The organism is Pseudomonas sp. IT-P176, from assembly GCF_949767245.1.
GTDB lineage: Bacteria > Pseudomonadota > Gammaproteobacteria > Pseudomonadales > Pseudomonadaceae > Aquipseudomonas.
The window spans coordinates 24082-41753 of record NZ_CATKPN010000050.1; the positions used below are offsets into that span (position 1 = coordinate 24082).

Sequence of the window (17672 nt, forward strand, 5' to 3'; positions counted from 1 at the left end):
TTCAGATTTTTCTAAACTAATGCTGACGGGGGCGATAGACTTCGCAGCCGAACGCAGGCTGCACCAGCTGCTACAGGGACTGTGTCGCGACGTCACTCGGAGCTCTGCCATGGCCAACGCTTTACCCGACCTGAAACTATTGCGCATCTTCGTCAGCGTGGTCCGTCATCAGGGGTTCGCCAATGCCCAGCACGAGCTCAACCTGTCGACCTCGGCCATCAGCACCTACATGAGCCAGCTCGAAGCCGCGTTGGGCCTGGTGCTCTGCCATCGTGGGCGGGGCGGGTTCAGCCTGACCAGCAAGGGCGAGCTGTTTCACCAGGAGACCTTGCGCCTGCTCGGCGAGCTCGAAGGCTTCGAGCAATACGCCGCCGCGCTCAAGGGCGAGTTGCGCGGTACGCTCAACCTGGGGGTGATCGACTCCACCGTCAGCGACAAGGCCTTGCCGTTCGCCGAAGCCATCGGCGCCTACACCCTGGAGCACCCGGCGGTGCATTTGCACCTGTCGGTAATGAGCCCCTACGAATTGCAACTCGGGGTGCAGGACAACCGCCTGGACCTGGCTATCGGCGCGTTCTCGACCCGCATGAGCGGCCTGGTCTACATGCCGCTCTATCGTGAGCAGCACTGGTTGTATTGCAGCAACCGCCACCCGTTGTTCTCCGAGCGGCGCATACCCGAACAGTTGATTACCCAGCAACGCATGGTCGGACGTGGCTACTGGAGCCAGGCCGAGCTGGCCCGCCACGGCTTCAAGCACAGCGCCGCGACCGTGGACAGTATGGAGGCGCAGTTGATTCTGGTGCTGTCCGGCGCCTACATCGGCTACCTGCCCGAGCACTACGCCCAGGCCTGGGCCGACAAGGGCGATCTGCGGGTGTTGCTGCCGGCCACCTTCGGCTACCAGGCGCCGTTTTCGATGATTGTGCGGCGTGGCCGCAGTCGCGAACCGCTGATCCAGACCTTCCGTGACTTGCTTAAAGCCCAACTGAATCAGGCCTGAAGACCATGTCCAGAATTCAATGTCCGCGCTGCCTGCGCCCGCAAACCCATTGCCTGTGCCCGCTGATCCCCAGCCTCGACAGCCGCACCCGGGTGCTGCTGCTGCAGCATCCCAGTGAAGTGAACCATGCGCTGAATACCGCGCGTCTGGCGGCGCTTGGGTTGAAGAATGCCGAGTTGATCGTCGGCGAGGTGTTCGAGGATTTGCCGGCGCTGTTGAATCAGCCGGGGTATCGGGCGCGGTTGCTGTTCCCCGGTGACGATGCGCAGCCGATGCAGGCTTATGCCACGACAGACGAACCGTTGCTGCTGGTCGTCCCGGACGGCACCTGGCGCAAGGCGCGCAAGATGCTGCACCTCAATCCGCTGCTGGCGGCGTTGCCGAGGGTGACGCTGGCCGAGGGCGGTGTGTCTCGCTATCGGCTGCGCAAGGCGCCGGGACCGGGGGCGTTGTCGACGGTGGAGGCGATTGTGCAGGCGCTGGAAACCCTCGAAGCGCCGGCGACGTTTGCGCCGTTGTTGAAGCCGTTTGAAGCATTGATCGAGGGGCAGATTGCGGCGATGGGGGAGGAGGTTTTTCAACGCAACCATGGGCCGAAATAGTTGTTGTTTGTGCGGGCCCCATCCCGGGCAAGTCGAATCGTCGCACCGCCGCCCCCACAGGTTCAGTGGTGTTCGCAGATTTTGTGTACACAACGGACACTGTGGGAGCGAGCTTGCTCGCGATGGCGTCGGGTCAGTCGCCGCTACCTTTCCCGCATCGCCTCGGTCCGCGCTTTCAACACCGGTTTAAGCAAGTAATCCAGCACCGTTTTCTCCCCGGTAATGATGTCCACCGTCGCCACCATCCCCGGGATGATCAGCAGTGGTTTAACGTCCCCGCCCAAATGGTTTTTGTCGGTGCGCACCTGGATCAGGTAGAAGCTGTTGCCCTTGTCGTCGGTGATGGTGTCGGCGCCGATCAGTTCTAGTTTGGCGCTCAGCCCGCCGTAGATGGTGTAGTCGTAGGCGCTGAACTTGACCATGGCTTTCTGTCCTGGATGCAGGAAGGCCACGTCCTGCGGGCGGACCTTGGCCTCGATCAGCAGGTTGTCTTCCAGGGGCACGATTTCCAGCATGTCGCTGCCGGGCTGGACCACGCCGCCGATGGTGTTGACCTTGAGCACCTTGATGATCCCGTGCACCGGCGAGACCACGGTGGTGCGGGTGACCCGATCGTCGATGGCGATGCTGGTGGCGGTGATTTTCGACAGCTCGGTGCGCTTCTCGTTGAGCTCCTTGGCCGCGTCCGAGCGAAAGCTCTGTACCGATTCGTCGAGCTTGCTCTTGATCTCGTCGATGGCTGACTCGGCGCGAGGAATGGCCAGGGTGGTGGCGTTCAGCGAGCCACGAATTTCCACCGCACTGCGCTTGAGCCGCAGGATCTCCACCGGCGACACCGCACCGGTGCCGACCAGCGGCGCAGACATATTCATTTCCTGGTTGAGCAGTGCCAGGCTCGAACTGTATTGCCCCTGCTTGGAGCGAAACTCCGCCAGCTCCTGGGTTTTTTGCCGAAGTTGCTCGCTGAGGGTCCGCTGTTCGCTGGCCAGGCGCCGTTGCCGTTGTTCGAACAGCGAGCGCTCGTCTTCCGCGACTTGCGGGGCCTTGGCGATCACCTCGGGGGAGAGTTTGAACGGCCGCCCCTCGGCTTCGGCGGACAGACGTTCGACCTGGGCGGTCAAGGCATACCGATCGGCCTCGCTTTCGCCCTTGTTCGACAGGAACCGCGTGTCATCGAGGCGCAGCAACGTGTCGCCCTTGTTCACCATTTGGCCTTCACGCACGAAGATCTCGGTGACGATCCCGCCTTCGAGGTTCTGGATCACCTGCACTTTGCTCGAGGGAATCGCTTTGCCTTCGCCCATGGTGACTTCCTGCAGCACCGCGAACCTGGCCCAGACCACGGCGCTGATGATCAGCGCGGCGGCGAGCCACACGGTGACCCGCGACCAGCGCGGCGAATCCTGCAGCGAGGCGCTGGCGGTTTCCGGCATGAACTCGCTTTCGGCACTTTTGCCAAAACTGCCAAAGTAGCCGCGATCACCTGTAGGCCCGGACATGTGCCACTCCTAGACGGCCGCAGAGCCGACACGGCCCTTGCGCAGTGCATCGATAACCGCTTCTTTCGGACCGTCGGCGACGATGCGGCCGTTGTCCAGCACCAGCAGCCGGTCCACCAGGCTGAGCATCGAGGTGCGGTGGGTCACCAGCAGCAAGGTCTTGCCCTGGACCCAGGTCTGCAGTTTCTGGCGCAGGACGTCTTCGCTGCTGTTGTCCATGGCGCTGGTGGGTTCGTCGAGCACCAGGATCGGTGGGTCGAGCAGCAGGGCTCGGGCCAGCAGGACCGCCTGGCGCTGACCGCCGGACAGCAGTTGGCCGCGTTCGCCCACGGGGCGGTCAAAGCCCTGGGGATGCTGGCGGGCCAGGTCGGTGACGCCAGTCAGTTCGGCGACCTCGAGCATGCGTGCATCGCTGATGTAGCGTGCGCCGAGGGTCAGGTTATCGCGCAGGCTACCGGCCAGCAGCGGCAGGTCGTGCGCGACATAGCCGATCTGCTGGCGCAGGTCGGCGACATCCAGTTGCCGCAGGTCCAGGCCATCGAGCAGCAACTGGCCTTCGTCCGGGGCATAGAAGCCCATCACCAGGCGCGCCAGGGTGCTTTTGCCCGATCCGCTGCGGCCGATGATGCCGATCCGCTCGCCAGGCTTGAGGCTGAAACTGACCGTGGCCAGCGCCGGGGCGCTTTGCCCCTGGTAGTGGAAGGTCACGCCGCTGACGTCCAGCGCCCCTTGCAGTTGCGTACGCTCCAGGGGCCGCTGTCCGGCGTCGCGTTCCTGGGGCAGGGACATCAGCGCATCGGTGCTCTTCATCGTCAGTTGGGCTTGCTGGTAGCGGGTGATCAACCCGGCAATCTGGCCGAGCGGCGCGAGCACCCGGCTGCCGAGCATGTAGGTCGCCACCAGTGCGCCGACGCTGAGGTTGCCGGCGATGATGCTGTAGACCCCGGCGACGATGGTCGCCATGCCGGAGAATTGCTGGATGAACAGGGTGCCGTTGGTGGCCAGCGCCGCGAGGTTGCGCGCGTGGCTGTCGAGGCGGGTCAGGGCGCCGTGGGTGCTTTCCCAGCGGTGCTGGCGTTCGCTCTCGGCGCTGCAGGCCTTGAGGGTTTCCAGGCCGCCGAGGGTTTCGATCAGCAGCGCCTGGCGTTCGGCGCCCAGGGCCAGGCTCTTGTGCACGGTGTCGCGCAGGCGGGACTGGATCAGCAGGGCGAAGATGATGGTGATGGGGAACGCGAGCATCGGGATCACCACCAGCCAGCCGCCGAGCAGGCCGATCACCACCAGCATCAGCACGGCGAACGGCAGGTCGATCAGGCTGGTGAGGGTCACCGCCGTGAGAAATTCACGCAGGCCCTGGAAGTCGTGGATGCTCTGGGCAAAGCCACCGATGGTCGCCGGCCGGGCTTTCATCGCCATGCCGGTGATGCGCTCGAACAGGGTCGCGGACAGGATCACGTCGGTCTTGCGCCCTGCGGTGTCCAGCAAGTGCGCGCGCACCACCCGCAGCACCAGTTCGAAACCAGTGCCGATCAACAGGCCGATGGCCAACACCCACAGGGTCGAGGTGGCCTGGTTCGGCACCACCCGGTCGTAGGTCTGCATGACGAACAGCGGCACCATCAAGCCCAGCAGGTTGATCAGGAAACTTGCCAGGATCGCGTCGCTGTACAGCCAGCGGGACAGCTTGAGGGTGTCGCGAAACCAAGCGTCGACCCGTGGCACCAGGGGTGAACGCAGCTCTTCGAGTTCATGCCGGGGGCGGGCGAACAGCGCCTGGCCACTGTAGGCTTCGGCCAGTTCTTCGCGGCTGACCCATTGTTCGCCACCTTCGGCCTCGCTGGGCAGGATCAGGGCCTGGCCATCTTCGCCCCAGCGGCGCAGGACCGCGCAGCGGCGGTCCTTGAGAATCAGCAGGACCGGCAGGTTGAGCGCCGACAGCGACCCCAGTTCACGGCGCAGCAAGCGCGCTTGCAGGCTGGCCCGGGCGGCGGCGCGGGGCAGCAGGTCGAGGCTCAGGCGTTGCTTGTCCAGCGGCAGTCCGGCGCTCAGGCTGGCCCGGCTGACATTGCAGCCGTGCAGCTTGCACAGGATCAGCAAGCCATCGAGCAACGGATCATCAAAGCTCAGGCGTGGGTCGGCGCCAGTGTTGCCGGGTTGCATGCTGGTCAATTCGGGTACCCCGGTTCGCTAGCGCATCTCTGGCAGACGGGCCTGGCTTTTCACTTCGCTTTGCGCAATCGCCTCGGCCGGCACCACCACCTTGGCTTTGCTCAACAGCTCGCCCATGTTCGCCAGGATCCGGTACATGGAAAACTCCTCGGTGTAGCGCACTTCGGTGTAGCGGCGATTGGCGTTGTACAGCTCGTTTTCACTGTCCAGCAGGTCGAGCAGGGTGCGCTGGCCGAGGCCGAATTGATCCTGGTAGGCGGCGCGCACGCGCATGGTGGTATCGGCGTATTCGCGGGCGGTGGGGGTTTGTTTCTTGGCGTTGACCATGGCGTTCCAGGCCAGGGTGATGTTTTCGTTGAGCATGCGCAGGGCGTTGTTGCGGATGTCCATGGCCTGGTTGATCTTGTGCGCATCCGATTGCAGGCGGGCCTTGTCACTGCCGCCGCGGAACAGGTTGTAGTTCATGATCACACCGACGCGCCACTCGTTGTCGTGGCCCTGGTCTCCCTGGATGTTGTTGTTGGCACCCACCGCCGCCTCTGCATCGAAGCGCGGGTAGAACGGCGACTTGGCGACTTCGTACTGGCTCTCGGCGGAGTTCACGTCGGCCTGGGCGGACTTGAGGTAGGGGTTGTTTTCCATCATTGCCTGGCGGGCATCCGGCAGGCTCTGCGGAACCTCGCCGCGAATCGAGGGCAGGCTTTCCAGTTCGTCGGGCATGCGCCCCACGGCGCTGAAGAAGTTGGCTTCGGCATCGGCGAGATCGACCTGAGCGGTGTCCAGGTTGTTTTCCGCCAGGGCGCGACGCGCCTTGGATTGATCGAGGTCGGCATTGCTGCCGACGCCGCGCTCGGTGCGCAGGCCGATCTGGTCGTTGACCCGCAAGTGCGCCTGCAGGTTGTTGGTGGCTAGGGTCACCAGTTCCCGGCGCTTGAGTACTTCCAGGTACACCTCGATGGTGCGCAGGGCCAGGCTCTCGGCGGTGCCGCGGGTGTAGTAGGCCCGGGAGTTGACGATGGCCTGGGTGCGCCCGACTTCGTTGGCGGTGTTGAACCCGTCAAACAGCATTTGCCGCAAGCGTAGCTCCGACTGGGTGTACCAATCGATTTCTGTGTGGTGATTGCCCTGCGCGCGGGTGTTGGTGTTGTCGCTGTAGCCACGGCCATAACCGGCGTTCAGATCGAGTGAAGGATAAAAACCGCCCTTGGCGACTTTTACGTCTTCATCCGCAGACAGACGATTGTTCTCACTGGCGTGCAGCTCCGGGTGGTTGTCCAGGGTGCTTTGAATCGCCTCGGTCAGCGACATGGCCTGGGCCTGTTGTGCGCAGGCCATGGCGATCAGAATCGCACTGCAGAGCGGGGTAAATACGCGCATGGGGTGCCTCTCCCTGTGACTAATGGTGCTTGACTGTCGCCAATAATTTGGCGTTATTTTCGGCAAAAACCGTATCAAGCATGTAACAACAGAGCTAAGAACATCCTAGGCAGAAGCTAAGAAGGATTTCTCATAACGCATATGTCGAAAAAAACTTATGCGCCTCGAAAAAACCGGCACATTGTTCCCTGCACAAGCCTTGTATTTATGAGCTCTAGGGAGCTTGGCGAGGCTGGAAAAGGTTCCAACACTTTTGCAACATAGGGTGGAGAAGCGCTGGAGGGGATGGAGGCTGAACGGTTTTTAGGCGACAAAATATTGGCATGTTGCCGAAGATCCATCGTCAGCCACCCTCGTAGAACGGCTAGGCGGCGCTGAGTGAATGATTTCATTCAGTTTTGTCCCGCGATCATCAGCCCGCCTGCGTAGGCACGCGAGGCGAGATCAACGTCAGGCAAGGGCTTGCACCTTGAAGTGCGAGTGCTGCCGGGCAGAAGGTCCGTCCCGCACCCCGGCAAGGCCCTGCATGCTTTCTCTGCACAACCCAGATGCCGATGGACGTCGGCAGCGGAGGAAGGCTCATGGCAACGCTCATCGCAACCGTCAGCAAGGTCGTAGGTCAGGTGTTCGCTGTAGCGGGTGATGGAACCCGACGCGCCCTGGTCGAAGGGGATCGGCTGTTTGCCGGTGAACAACTGGTGACCGGGGCCGAGGGCGCCGTGGCGGCGCACCTGCAAAACGGCCAGGAACTGACGCTGGGACGCGGCAGCAGCATGCTTCTGAGCCCGCAACTGCTGGCCAATCAACCGGCACATGTCGACTCCGCCGAAGCGCTGACGCCCAGCCAGGCGCAATTGAGCGATGTCGAGCAAGTGCAGCAAGCCATCGCTGCCGGTGCCGACCCGACCCAGGTCGCTGAAGCCACTGCTGCCGGGCCGGGCAGTACAGGGGCGCCCGGAACTGCCGGCGGCGGTCACTCGTTTGTCCTGCTTGAAGAAGTGGCGGGTCGAGTCGACCCGGTCATCGGTTTCCCGACCGCCGGTTTCAACGGCATTCCCGAGTTTGTACCGGAACGTGTGGCGGGTTCGCCTGAGGACGGTGGCGACGACACGGGCACTGGGCCTTCGATCAACCCGTTGACTCCCGTTACGCCCATCAACCCCGAATTACCGGTGACCCCGCAGTTGCCGGAGAACCAGCCGGTGACCTTGTCCGGCCTGTCGGTGGCAGGCGGTGAGCTGACCTTGTTTGAAGCCAACCTGGCCAAGGGCTCGGCCAGCAACCCGGGGGCCTTGACCCAGAACGGGACCTTCAGCATTTCCGCGCCGGATGGCTTGCAGAGCCTGAGCATCGGTGGAGTCAGCATCATCAGTGGCGGCGTGGCGGTGGGTTTCCCACAGACGATCACCTCGGCCCTGGGCAACACCCTGACGATCATCGGTTATGACCCGGCCACCGGCGTGGTCAGTTACAGCTACACCCTGGTGGGGAATGAAACCCACTCGGCCGGGGATGGCAGCAACAACCTCAGTGAGCATTTCACCGTGGTCGCCAGCGACGTCAATGGCGATACGGCCAGCAACACCCTGGACATCAACATCACCGACGATGTGCCCCACGCGTTTGACGACGGCAATGGCGTTGCCGCGTCCGAAGCGCATTTGATCCTGACCGGCAACGTACTCGACAACGATGTGCAAGGGGCCGACCGGGTCGTGACTGGGCCGATCACCCCCGGGACCTTCACCGGCACTTACGGCACCCTGGTGCTGGCCGCCGACGGTAGCTATAGCTACACCCTGCACAGCAGCGATCCGGCCTTTCTCGCGCTCAAGGGCGACGTCAGCGAGACCTTCAACTACACCCTGACCGACGCTGATGGCGACAGCAGCAGCGCCAACCTGGTGCTCAACGTTCACAACAACGACGACCCAGTATTGATCGACGGCCTCAAGGTCCTGGGCGGGGAGCTGACGGTCTATGAAAAAGCCCTCAGCGACGGCTCGACCCCAGGCACACCGGCACTGACCCAAAGCGGCACTTTCACCGTCACCGCGCTGGACGGCGTGCAGACCCTGACCGTGGGCGGGATCAATGTGGTGACCGCCGGCGTCACCGCCGGCTTCCCGCAAACCTTCACCACTGCGCTGGGCAACACCCTGACCATCACCGGCTATGACGCGGCGAGTGGGGTGGTGAGCTACAGCTACACCCTCAACGATAACGAAGCTCACCCCACCGCCAACGGCATCAACAGCCTCAGCGAGTCGTTCACCGTCACGGTCACCGACAGCAATGGCACCACCGCCACCGACTCGCTGGACGTCAACATCGTCGACGACGTGCCGCAGGCCAAGGATGACGGCAACGCCGTGACCGCCACTGAACTGCACACGGTCCTCTCCGGCAATGTGCTGGACAACGATGTGCAGGGCGCCGACCGAGTGATCACTGGTCCGGTGACGGCCGGCACCTTGGCAGGCGCCTATGGCCAACTGGTGCTGGCAGCGGACGGTTCCTATACCTACACCGTCGACCCGACCAGCCCGGCATTCCTGGCGCTCAAGGCCGATGCTCACGAAACCTTCACCTACACCCTGACCGACGCCGACGGCGACACCAGCATCGCGACCTTGACCCTGACCGTGCACAACAACGACGATCCGGTATTGATCGACGGCCTCAAGGTCCTGGGCGGGGAACTGACGGTCTATGAAAAAGCCCTCAGCGATGGCTCGACGCCTGGCACCCCGGCACTGACCCAAAGCGGTACCTTCACTGTTACCGCACTGGATGGCGTGCAAAGCTTGAGCGTGGGCGGGATCAACGTGGTGACCGCGGGCGTCACCGCCGGCTTCCCGCAAACCTTCACCACTGCGCTGGGCAACACCCTGACCATCACCGGCTATGACGCGGCGAGCGGGGTGGTGAGCTACAGCTACACCCTCAACGACAACGAAGCTCACCCCACCGCCAACGGCACCAACAGCCTCAGCGAGTCGTTCACCGTCACGGTCACCGACAGCAATGGCACCACCGCCAGCGACTCGCTGGACGTCAACATCGTCGACGACGTGCCGCAGGCCAAGGATGACGGCAACGCCGTGACCGCTACTGAACTGCACACGGTCCTTACCGGCAATGTGCTGGACAACGATGTGCAGGGCGCCGACCGAGTGATCACTGGTCCGGTGACGGCTGGCACCTTGGCAGGCGCCTATGGCCAACTGGTGCTGGCGGCGGACGGTTCCTATACCTACACCGTCGACCCGACCAGCCAGGCATTCCTGGCGCTCAAGGCTGATGCCCACGAAACCTTCACCTACACCCTGACCGACGCCGACGGCGACACCAGCACCGCGACCTTGACCCTGACCGTGCACAACAATGACGATCCGGTCGTGATCGACGGCCTGAACGTGTGCGGCGGTGAACTCACGGTTTATGAAAAAGCCCTCAGCGACGGCTCGACCCCAGGCACACCGGCGCTGACCCAAAGCGGCACCTTTACCGTCACCGCGCTGGACGGCGTGCTGACCCTCACCGTGGGCGGGATCAATGTGGTGAGCGGTGGCCTCATCGCTGGCTTCCCGCAAACCTTCACTACCCTGCTGGGCAACACCCTGACCATCACCGGCTATGACGCGGCGAGCGGCGTAGTGAGCTACAGCTATACCCTCAACGACAATGAGGACCACCCGACGGCCAATGGTGCCAACAGCCTCAGCGAACACTTCACGGTGACCGTGACCGACAGCAATGGCACCACCGCCAGCGATACGCTGGACGTCAACATCGTCGATGACCTGCCAACCGCCAGCCCCGATAGCGCCACGGTGGGCGAGGGCGCGACAGTGAACATTTCGGTGCTCGGCAACGACGTCAATGGCGCCGACGGAGCTGCCACGGGCGGTGCGGTGATCGGTGTGCGGGCGGGTGGCAATACGGCGACCTCGGCCCTCGGTGGCCTGGGCGATCAGATCCAGGGTGCCTACGGCTACTTGACGCTGGATGCCGCCGGCAATGCGGTCTACCACAGCACCGCGAACGGGGTCTGCCCGCCCGGGGCAACGGACGTGTTCACTTACACCATCCGCGATGGTGATGGCGACGAAAGCACCACCACGATCACCATCAATGTCACCGACAGCGGGTTGATCGCTTGCGTCGACGCCTGCCTGACGGTCTACGAAAAAGCCCTGGACCTCAGCCAGGACGGCCAGGACCTGGCCCCCGGCCTGGTCATCGGCAGCGACCCGACGTCAACTGGCGAAACCGCCCACGGTTCGTTGGTCGGCTCGGTCAGCGGAGGCAGCGGGACACTCACCTACACCCTGGTGGGCAGCGCCACCGGCACCTATGGGCAAATCCTGCTCAACCCCGATGGCACCTACACCTACACCCTGACTTCGGCTCCGAAAACCGCCGGGGGCAACGACGGGCCGAACATCCTCACCGAAAGCTTCACTTACAAGGTCACCGATGCCCTGGGCAATACCGCCACCAGCAGCGTGGTGGTCAACATCGTCGATGACGTGCCCCGGGCCCAGCACTCCGAGCGTTCGGTTACGGCGGTGGGGATCGACTCCAACCTGCTGCTGGTGATCGATGTGTCCGGCAGCATGGCCGACCACTCCGGTGTCTCGGGGCTGTCGCGCATGGACCTGGCCAAGCAGGCCATCAGCGCCTTGCTCGACAAGTACGATGCCATGGGTGACGTGAAAGTGCAGATCGTCACCTTCAGCAGCAGCGCCACCGAGCAGACTTCGATCTGGGTCGACGTGGCCACCGCCAAATGGATCATTTCCACCCTGCATGCCGACGGCGGGACCAACTACGACGACGCCCTGGCTGCGGCCAAGCTGGCGTTCATCACCGAAGGCAAACTGGCCGGGGCACAAAACGTCGGCTACTTCTTCTCCGACGGTAAACCCAACGAAGGCTGGGAAACCGATCCGTCGGACGAGGCCGCCTGGAAGGCTTTTCTCGAGGCCAACGGGATCAAGAACTATGCGATCGGCCTGGGCGACGGTGTCAGCAGTGGCAACCTCAACCCGCTGGCCTATGACGGCAGCAACCATGTCAACACCAATGCGCAAGTAGTCACTGACCTCAACCAGCTCAACGCGGTGCTGTCCGGCACCGTGGGTGGTGCGCCGATCAGCGGCTTGCTGATGGGTGAGGGCGGTAGTTTTGGCGCCGATGGCGGCTTTATCAAGACCATCATCATCGAGGGCACCACCTACAGCTTCGATCCCACCGGCGACAACCACAAGGGCGCGCTGACGGTGCTCGAAGGCTTCAATCGCGGCACCTTCAACACCCTGGACAACAGCCTGAGCATTGCCACCACCAAGGGCGGCACTCTGGTGATCAACCTCGACACGGGCGAGTTCACCTACACCTCGCAGACCACCACCTCAGTGGTGCTCACCGAGCAGATTGCCTTCACCGCCAGTGACTACGAAGGCGACCTGGCCAGCCGCACCCTGACCATCAACATCCTGCCGAACGCGGCGCCGGTGGCGGTTGATGACCAGGTGATCACCAACGTCCTGTCGAAACACCTTGCGGTACCGGTTGAAGGCTTGCTGGCCAATGACACGGACGCCAATGGCGACCGCCTGAGCGCCACGCCCACCACGTTCAATACGGGCTGGATTGCCAAGGGCGAGGACTTTACCGGCAGCGGCGCGATCAACTTCGCTGGCCACCAGAACAACTTCGGCAACCGGAACCTGGCGGATGTGCGCAGTGCCTTCGCGGCGGACACCGCCGCGATGACCGCACTGCTGGTGATCAGTGGTTACCTGGGCCAGGTCAGCAACGGCAATGCCAACGATGAGGACTTCATCACCGTCACCCTGAAAAAGGGCGAGACCCTCAACCTGGACCACAACCTGGCGGCAGGGCACATCAGTCTGGAGTACTCGCTCAACGGTGGCGGGTTCCTCGGCATCGACAATCACAGCACCCTCAACGCCGCCGAGGACGGCACCTACCGCATCCACGTGAGCAACCTCAGCAATAGCAGCGGCAGCCACGTCAATGCCGCGGAAAACTATCAGTTGGACCTGACGGTCAACTACGCCGGCGCCCATGAAAGTTCGCCGGACTTTGTCGGTAGCTATACCGCCAGCGACAACCACGGCGGTAGCGACTCGGCCTCCGTCGGTATCTCCTACCAGGCAGGGCATACCCTGACCGGCACTGCCGGTGACGACGTGCTGCTGGCCGGTGGCGGCGACAACCTGCTGAATGCCGGCGACGGCAATGATGTGCTCACCGCCGGCAACGGCAATAACCAGTTGCATGGCGGGGCCGGCAACGACCTGTTGTTCAGTGGCCTGGGCAGCGACCTGCTGGACGGCGGTGATGGCATCGACACCGCCAGCTACGCCCATGCCAGCGCCGGGGTGGTGGTCAACCTCGGCTTGCTCGGGGCGCAGAACACGGGCGGGGCGGGCCTGGATACCCTGACGGGGATCGAGAACCTGATCGGTTCGACGTTCGACGACACCCTGATCGGTAACAGCAACGCCAATACCCTGACCGGCGGCCTGGGCAACAACACCCTGACTGGCGGCGGAGGGGCCGATACCTTCCAGTGGTTACACGGCAACAGCGGGCACGACGTGGTCACCGACTTCACCCTGGGCACCGACAAGCTCGACCTGTCGCAACTGCTGCAAGGTGAAGCCGCCACCGCGTCCTCGCTGGATGATTACCTGCACTTCAGCGTCACCGGCAGCGGTGCGTCACTGCTCACCAGCATCGACGTCAAGGCCACGATCGGTGCGCCTTCGACCCAGACCATCGACCTGGCGGGCGTCAACCTGGCCGAGCATTATGGCGTCACGCCGGGGGCCGGCGGGGTGATCGCCAGTGGGCATGATACGGCGACCATCATCAACGGCATGCTCAACGACCATTCGTTGAAGGTCGATACGGTCTGAGCGCAAGCGAGGGTCCAGGAGTGAGCACTCCTGGGCTCTCGATCCCCCTCACAACGGTTGCGGGTGCCCGATCAATCGGCCCATCGCGCCAAACAGCCCTAGTTCCTTGAGCGCTTGCAGTTCGCCTTGGGTCTCGACCCGTTCGGCAATCAGCGGCAGGTCGATGCTGTGGGTGGCGCGGTAGATGGCTTCGATGAACAGGCGCTTGTCGCTTTGCTCATCGATGGCGCGGATGTAGCTGCCGTCGACCTTCAGGTAGGCCAGGCCCAGTTGAGTCAGGTTGCCGATCTGGCTGAAGCTGCCGCCGAAGTGCTGCAGGCCGATGCGATAACCCGTGTCGCGCAGGCTCAGGCACAACTGGCGCAGGGCGTCGGGCGGTGGCAGTTGGTGTTCGTCGATTTCCAGGGTCAGCAACGGCGCCAGGTCCGGCAGGGCATTGAGGGTGTCCTGGATGATGCGCAACTGTGCGGGGTCGCGCAGGGTGCTGCCGGACAGGCTCAGGGCCAGCGGCTGGCGATGTTCGGCAAGGTGCTCGAGGGTGTGTTCGAGCATCGCCAGGTCAAAGCGTGCGGCCCAGCCCAGGCGTTCGATCCAGGGCAGGAAGTGCCCGGCGGCAATGGCTTCGCCTTGCGGGTCGAGCAGGCGCGCGAGGACTTTGTGATGCAACACCTGGCGGGTGTCGGCGCATTGCACCACCGGTTGAAAGTACAGTTGCAGCTTGCCGTGGCTCAGGGCGTCGTCGATCCAGCTGCGCCAGTCGTGCTGGGTCTGGTGCTGCGGGGCGCTGGACTGTGCCAGGTACACCCACGGCCGTTCCGGTTGCAGTTGCGCCTGGGTCAGCGCCTGATCCAGGCGCATCAGCACGCTGTTGGTGCGCTCGCCGGGGACAAAGGGCACCACGCCCAGGTGCGCGACGGGCATGCAATCGCTGGCACCCGTGAGGCGCAGGTTTTCCAGGGTGGCACTGATTTCCCCGGCCAGGCGTGCCGCTTCCTGGCTGTCCAGCCCCGGGGTCAGCAGGCTGAATTCGCCGCCACGGTTGCGTGCGGCCAACCAGGCCCGCCGCTCGGGTGACTGGGTCAGGCGTTTGAGCAGTTGGCCGATGGTGGTGATCAGCGCATCGGTGTGCTGCCCGCCCAGGCGTTGGTTGAGACCGGCCAGGTCATTGATCCGGAACATCAGCAGGTGACCGGCGCTGCTTTGCTCGGTGACCAGCAGGCGCTCGGCCAGTTGTTCGTCGAGCAAGCGTCGGTTGGCCAGCCCGGTGAGGTTGTCCTGATAGGACTCGGCGCGCAGTTTTTCACTGCGCGCCGCTTCTTCGGCAAACAGGCCCTTGAGTTTCTCGACCATCTGGTTCATCGCCAGCATGACGCGCTTGAGCTCCGGGGTCCTGGGCAGTCTGGCGGTACTGAGGAACTCCCGGTTACTGATGGCCTGCGCCTGGGTCACCAGGGTGTCGAGCGGGCGCAATTGGCGGCGCAGCAGCCAGCCGCCGAACACCGCGCTGAGCAAGCCACACAGCAGCAACCAGAGCAGGCTGCCGAGGCTGCTGTCCCAGAGTTTGGCCAGGGCAAACTGCGGGTTGCTCTGCACTTCGACCCGGGCTACCTGTTCCCAGCCGCGCATGATCAGCGCGTCACCGCCCTGGGGGCGCAGGTCGACCAGCCTGACGAACCAGTGGGGCACTCCTTGGGTTGTGGCCGCGCTGGTGCGCTCGACTAGCAGTTGCTCGTCCTCGATGTTGACCACCCGGATACTGGCGAAGTAGCCGCTGTCAAAAATCGAGCTGACCATCAACTCGATCATCGCCGGGTCGTCCACCTGGCTGGTCAGCGACAGGCCGAGCGCCGTGGCGGCGTCCTGGGCGTGGGAGCGCAATTGACCGAGCATCTGCTCGCGCGAGCTCTCCAGGCTGACAAAAAAACTGCCGCTGAAGGCCACCAGCAAGAACAGGCAGATGGCCAGGAACAACTGTTTGAGTAGCGACATAGGACGCTCCTTGTTGATCGGCGATGTTAGCCGTCGCCCACGGCAAAACCTTCGGCCTGCATCTTCTGCAGCACATCCTGCCAGCGTGACAGGCGCTTGGCGTCGCCTTTGCGTTTGCCGCCGTCCGCCCCCGGCATGTACAGGCCTTCGGCATTGAAGGCGTACACCGGCAGCAGGTCCTTGCGGTTCGAGGCGGGGCGGATGTCGCTGATCAGGTTGTCGAGCACCAGCGGGTCGGCGCTGGGGGTGGCGTAGTAGGTCAGCACCATGTGCGCCTGATTGCGGGTCAGGGCCTTGACGTAGGTAATGCGCAGTTTTTCACTGGGCACGCCGAGGTTGCGCAGGCTGAAATACTTGGCCAGGGCGTAGTCTTCGCAGTCGCCGGCACCCTTGACCAGGGATTCGATGGGGGTTGCCCAATAATCAGTCTGGCGCCAAATGCGAGTGTCGTCGCGAAAGCTCAATTGCTGGTTGAAGAAGCGATTGACGGCGGTCAGCTGCTCGCGTTCGGGTTGTCGGGTTTCGCCTTGCAGCATCTGGTTCCATGCCTCGATCCGTCCCTGGGCGCTGCCCAGAGGGCCGTAGCGTTGCTCGGCCGTTTGCAGGATCTGGGCGAAATTCCAGTTCGCCCGGACATTGCCTAGCCCTGTCAGCCAAAAAACGCTCAACAGCAGCCATCCGCCGAGCCAAAGTCGGAGCGTTGACCATCCTGGGCGACGCCGACTGCGGGACATGTCTGGCTGCTCAAATGCAGATGGGTGAAGTCTAGGCGATATTTTCCGCGGGGCGGGCTCAGGTCCTGGGCAGGGTTTTCTGGCGCAGGATGTACACCGTCACCAGCACCGCGCTGGTCAGCATGAAGCCACGAGCCCACGGCAGGGGCACCAGGTAGCACGACAGGCCGATGCTCAACCACATCAGGCCAATGGCGTAGACCTTGCCCTTGAGGGGAATACCATTGCCGTCCAGGTAGTCGCGGATCCAGGGGCCGAGGCGCGGGTGCTGCACCAGCCACTGGTAGAAACGCGGCGAACTGCGGGCAAAACAGGCGGCCGCCAGCAGCAGGAACGGGGTGGTGGGCAGGACAGGCAGGAAGATGCCGATCACTCCCAACGCTACGCTCAACCAGCCGATGGCCAGGAGCACGTAGCGCAGCATCAGGGAGCGGTTGCCTATGGGATCAGCCACAGGCAGGGACTCAGTGGTGACGAGGCTTGAGGATCGCCGGTTTTTCGTCAGGGGCGTTGCACAGCAGGTACAGCGCGGTCAGGGCTTCCGGGATCTGGACGATCATGTCGTCCATCAGGTTGGCGTCGGCGGCGATGTCGGAGAACTCCGGCTGCTCGTCGAACAGACCCGAACCAACCATGATCGGCAGGAGCATTTCGCTGACTTCGTCTTCGGCGGTTTCGAACCAGGCTTCTTCGCGCAGGAACACCCCTTCCATGAAGCCGATGCACCAGCCACGCAGGTCGGAGTCGTCCGGCTCTTCGCCGAGGTCGAGGTCGCACGGCAGCTCGAATTCTTCATCGGCCGCCAGTTGGCGAGCGATGTGGGCCTTGAGGGCCAGCAAGGTCGCTTCGATTTCTTCGCGCTGGGCGTCGCTGCTGTAGTGCGGTTCTTCGGCGAACAGGGCGTCGATCCATTCGCGGTCCGGCACGGTTTCCGAACAGATCGACAGGGCGGTCAGATAGCCGTGGGCGGCCACGTAGTCCAGCGCCTCGTCATGCAGCTCGTCGGCGTCGAGGAAGGCTTGCAGGCGGGTTAGTTGCTCAGCGAAGGACATTAGGGGGGCTACCTTGGGAATATACGATGAACAATTCTAGGCGTTCTTGAGCGCTCAGGCCAGCCGCGCGGCGGATTTGCCCACAATCGGCAGCTGCTGGATAAGGATATGGGGCGATCAAAGGCGGCTATTCGTCAGTGGTGTCCATTGCCGGGCAGGGCTCGGGTATACTCGCGCGTTTTGCATGCCCTGCAGCTGCCCGCGCACTGCGGACAAATCCGCTAACGGATCTGTCCGTGAACTACTCGGTGTTTTGATCCAGCCTGCATCCAGGGATATTCAGCACCCATC

10 protein-coding genes are annotated in these 17672 nt (G+C 63.4%); 3 read left to right on the plus strand and 7 right to left on the minus strand.

Translation table 11 applies throughout. The features are described 5' to 3' along the window. The first annotated feature begins 109 nt into the window (after positions 1-109). The gene (locus tag ACM6IP_RS15090; RefSeq protein WP_414861770.1) at positions 110-1003 is read left to right on the plus strand and encodes a LysR family transcriptional regulator; all 894 of its coding nucleotides are present in this window, start codon (positions 110-112) and stop codon (positions 1001-1003) included. A gap of 5 nt (positions 1004-1008) precedes the next feature. Beyond that, positions 1009-1605: a tRNA-uridine aminocarboxypropyltransferase gene (locus ACM6IP_RS15095; RefSeq protein ID WP_159994320.1), complete on the plus strand. Its 597-nt coding sequence runs from the start codon at positions 1009-1011 to the stop codon at positions 1603-1605. A gap of 143 nt (positions 1606-1748) precedes the next feature. Here the strand turns inward: ACM6IP_RS15095 and ACM6IP_RS15100 are convergent, their stop codons facing one another. From ACM6IP_RS15100 to ACM6IP_RS15110, 3 genes are read right to left on the minus strand one after another with little or no spacing between them, the layout of a single operon-like run. Next, on the minus strand, positions 1749-3104 hold the full coding sequence (locus tag ACM6IP_RS15100) for an HlyD family type I secretion periplasmic adaptor subunit (protein ID WP_159994322.1): 1356 nt from the start codon (positions 3102-3104) through the stop codon (positions 1749-1751). 9 nt (positions 3105-3113) lie between these two features. Next, a complete protein-coding gene (locus ACM6IP_RS15105) occupies positions 3114-5273 on the minus strand; it encodes a type I secretion system permease/ATPase (protein WP_095170946.1) in 2160 nt (719 codons plus the stop codon). A gap of 18 nt (positions 5274-5291) precedes the next feature. Next, the gene (locus ACM6IP_RS15110) at positions 5292-6650 is read right to left on the minus strand and encodes a TolC family outer membrane protein (protein WP_095170947.1); all 1359 of its coding nucleotides are present in this window, start codon (positions 6648-6650) and stop codon (positions 5292-5294) included. Positions 6651-7231: 581 nt separating this feature from the next. On the opposite strand from ACM6IP_RS15110, the gene ACM6IP_RS15115 reads away from it, so the two are divergent. Continuing rightward, on the plus strand, positions 7232-13606 hold the full coding sequence (locus ACM6IP_RS15115) for a retention module-containing protein (protein WP_414861771.1): 6375 nt from the start codon (positions 7232-7234) through the stop codon (positions 13604-13606). A gap of 48 nt (positions 13607-13654) precedes the next feature. Here ACM6IP_RS15115 and lapD read toward each other — a convergent pair whose 3' ends face one another. From lapD to ACM6IP_RS15135, 4 genes are read right to left on the minus strand one after another with little or no spacing between them, the layout of a single operon-like run. Then, positions 13655-15595, minus strand: coding sequence for a cyclic di-GMP receptor LapD (gene lapD / locus ACM6IP_RS15120; protein ID WP_401130691.1), 1941 nt, complete (start codon positions 15593-15595; stop codon positions 13655-13657). A 26-nt stretch (positions 15596-15621) separates the two neighbouring features. After that, a complete protein-coding gene (gene lapG / locus ACM6IP_RS15125) occupies positions 15622-16329 on the minus strand; it encodes a cysteine protease LapG (protein WP_414861772.1) in 708 nt (235 codons plus the stop codon). A 58-nt stretch (positions 16330-16387) separates the two neighbouring features. Further along, complete coding sequence (locus tag ACM6IP_RS15130) at positions 16388-16753, minus strand: YbaN family protein (RefSeq protein ID WP_162530221.1); 366 nt, start codon at positions 16751-16753, stop codon at positions 16388-16390. Positions 16754-16793: 40 nt separating this feature from the next. Further along, on the minus strand, positions 16794-17381 hold the full coding sequence (locus tag ACM6IP_RS15135) for a YecA family protein (protein WP_095170955.1): 588 nt from the start codon (positions 17379-17381) through the stop codon (positions 16794-16796). Positions 17382-17672: the final 291 nt, after the last annotated feature.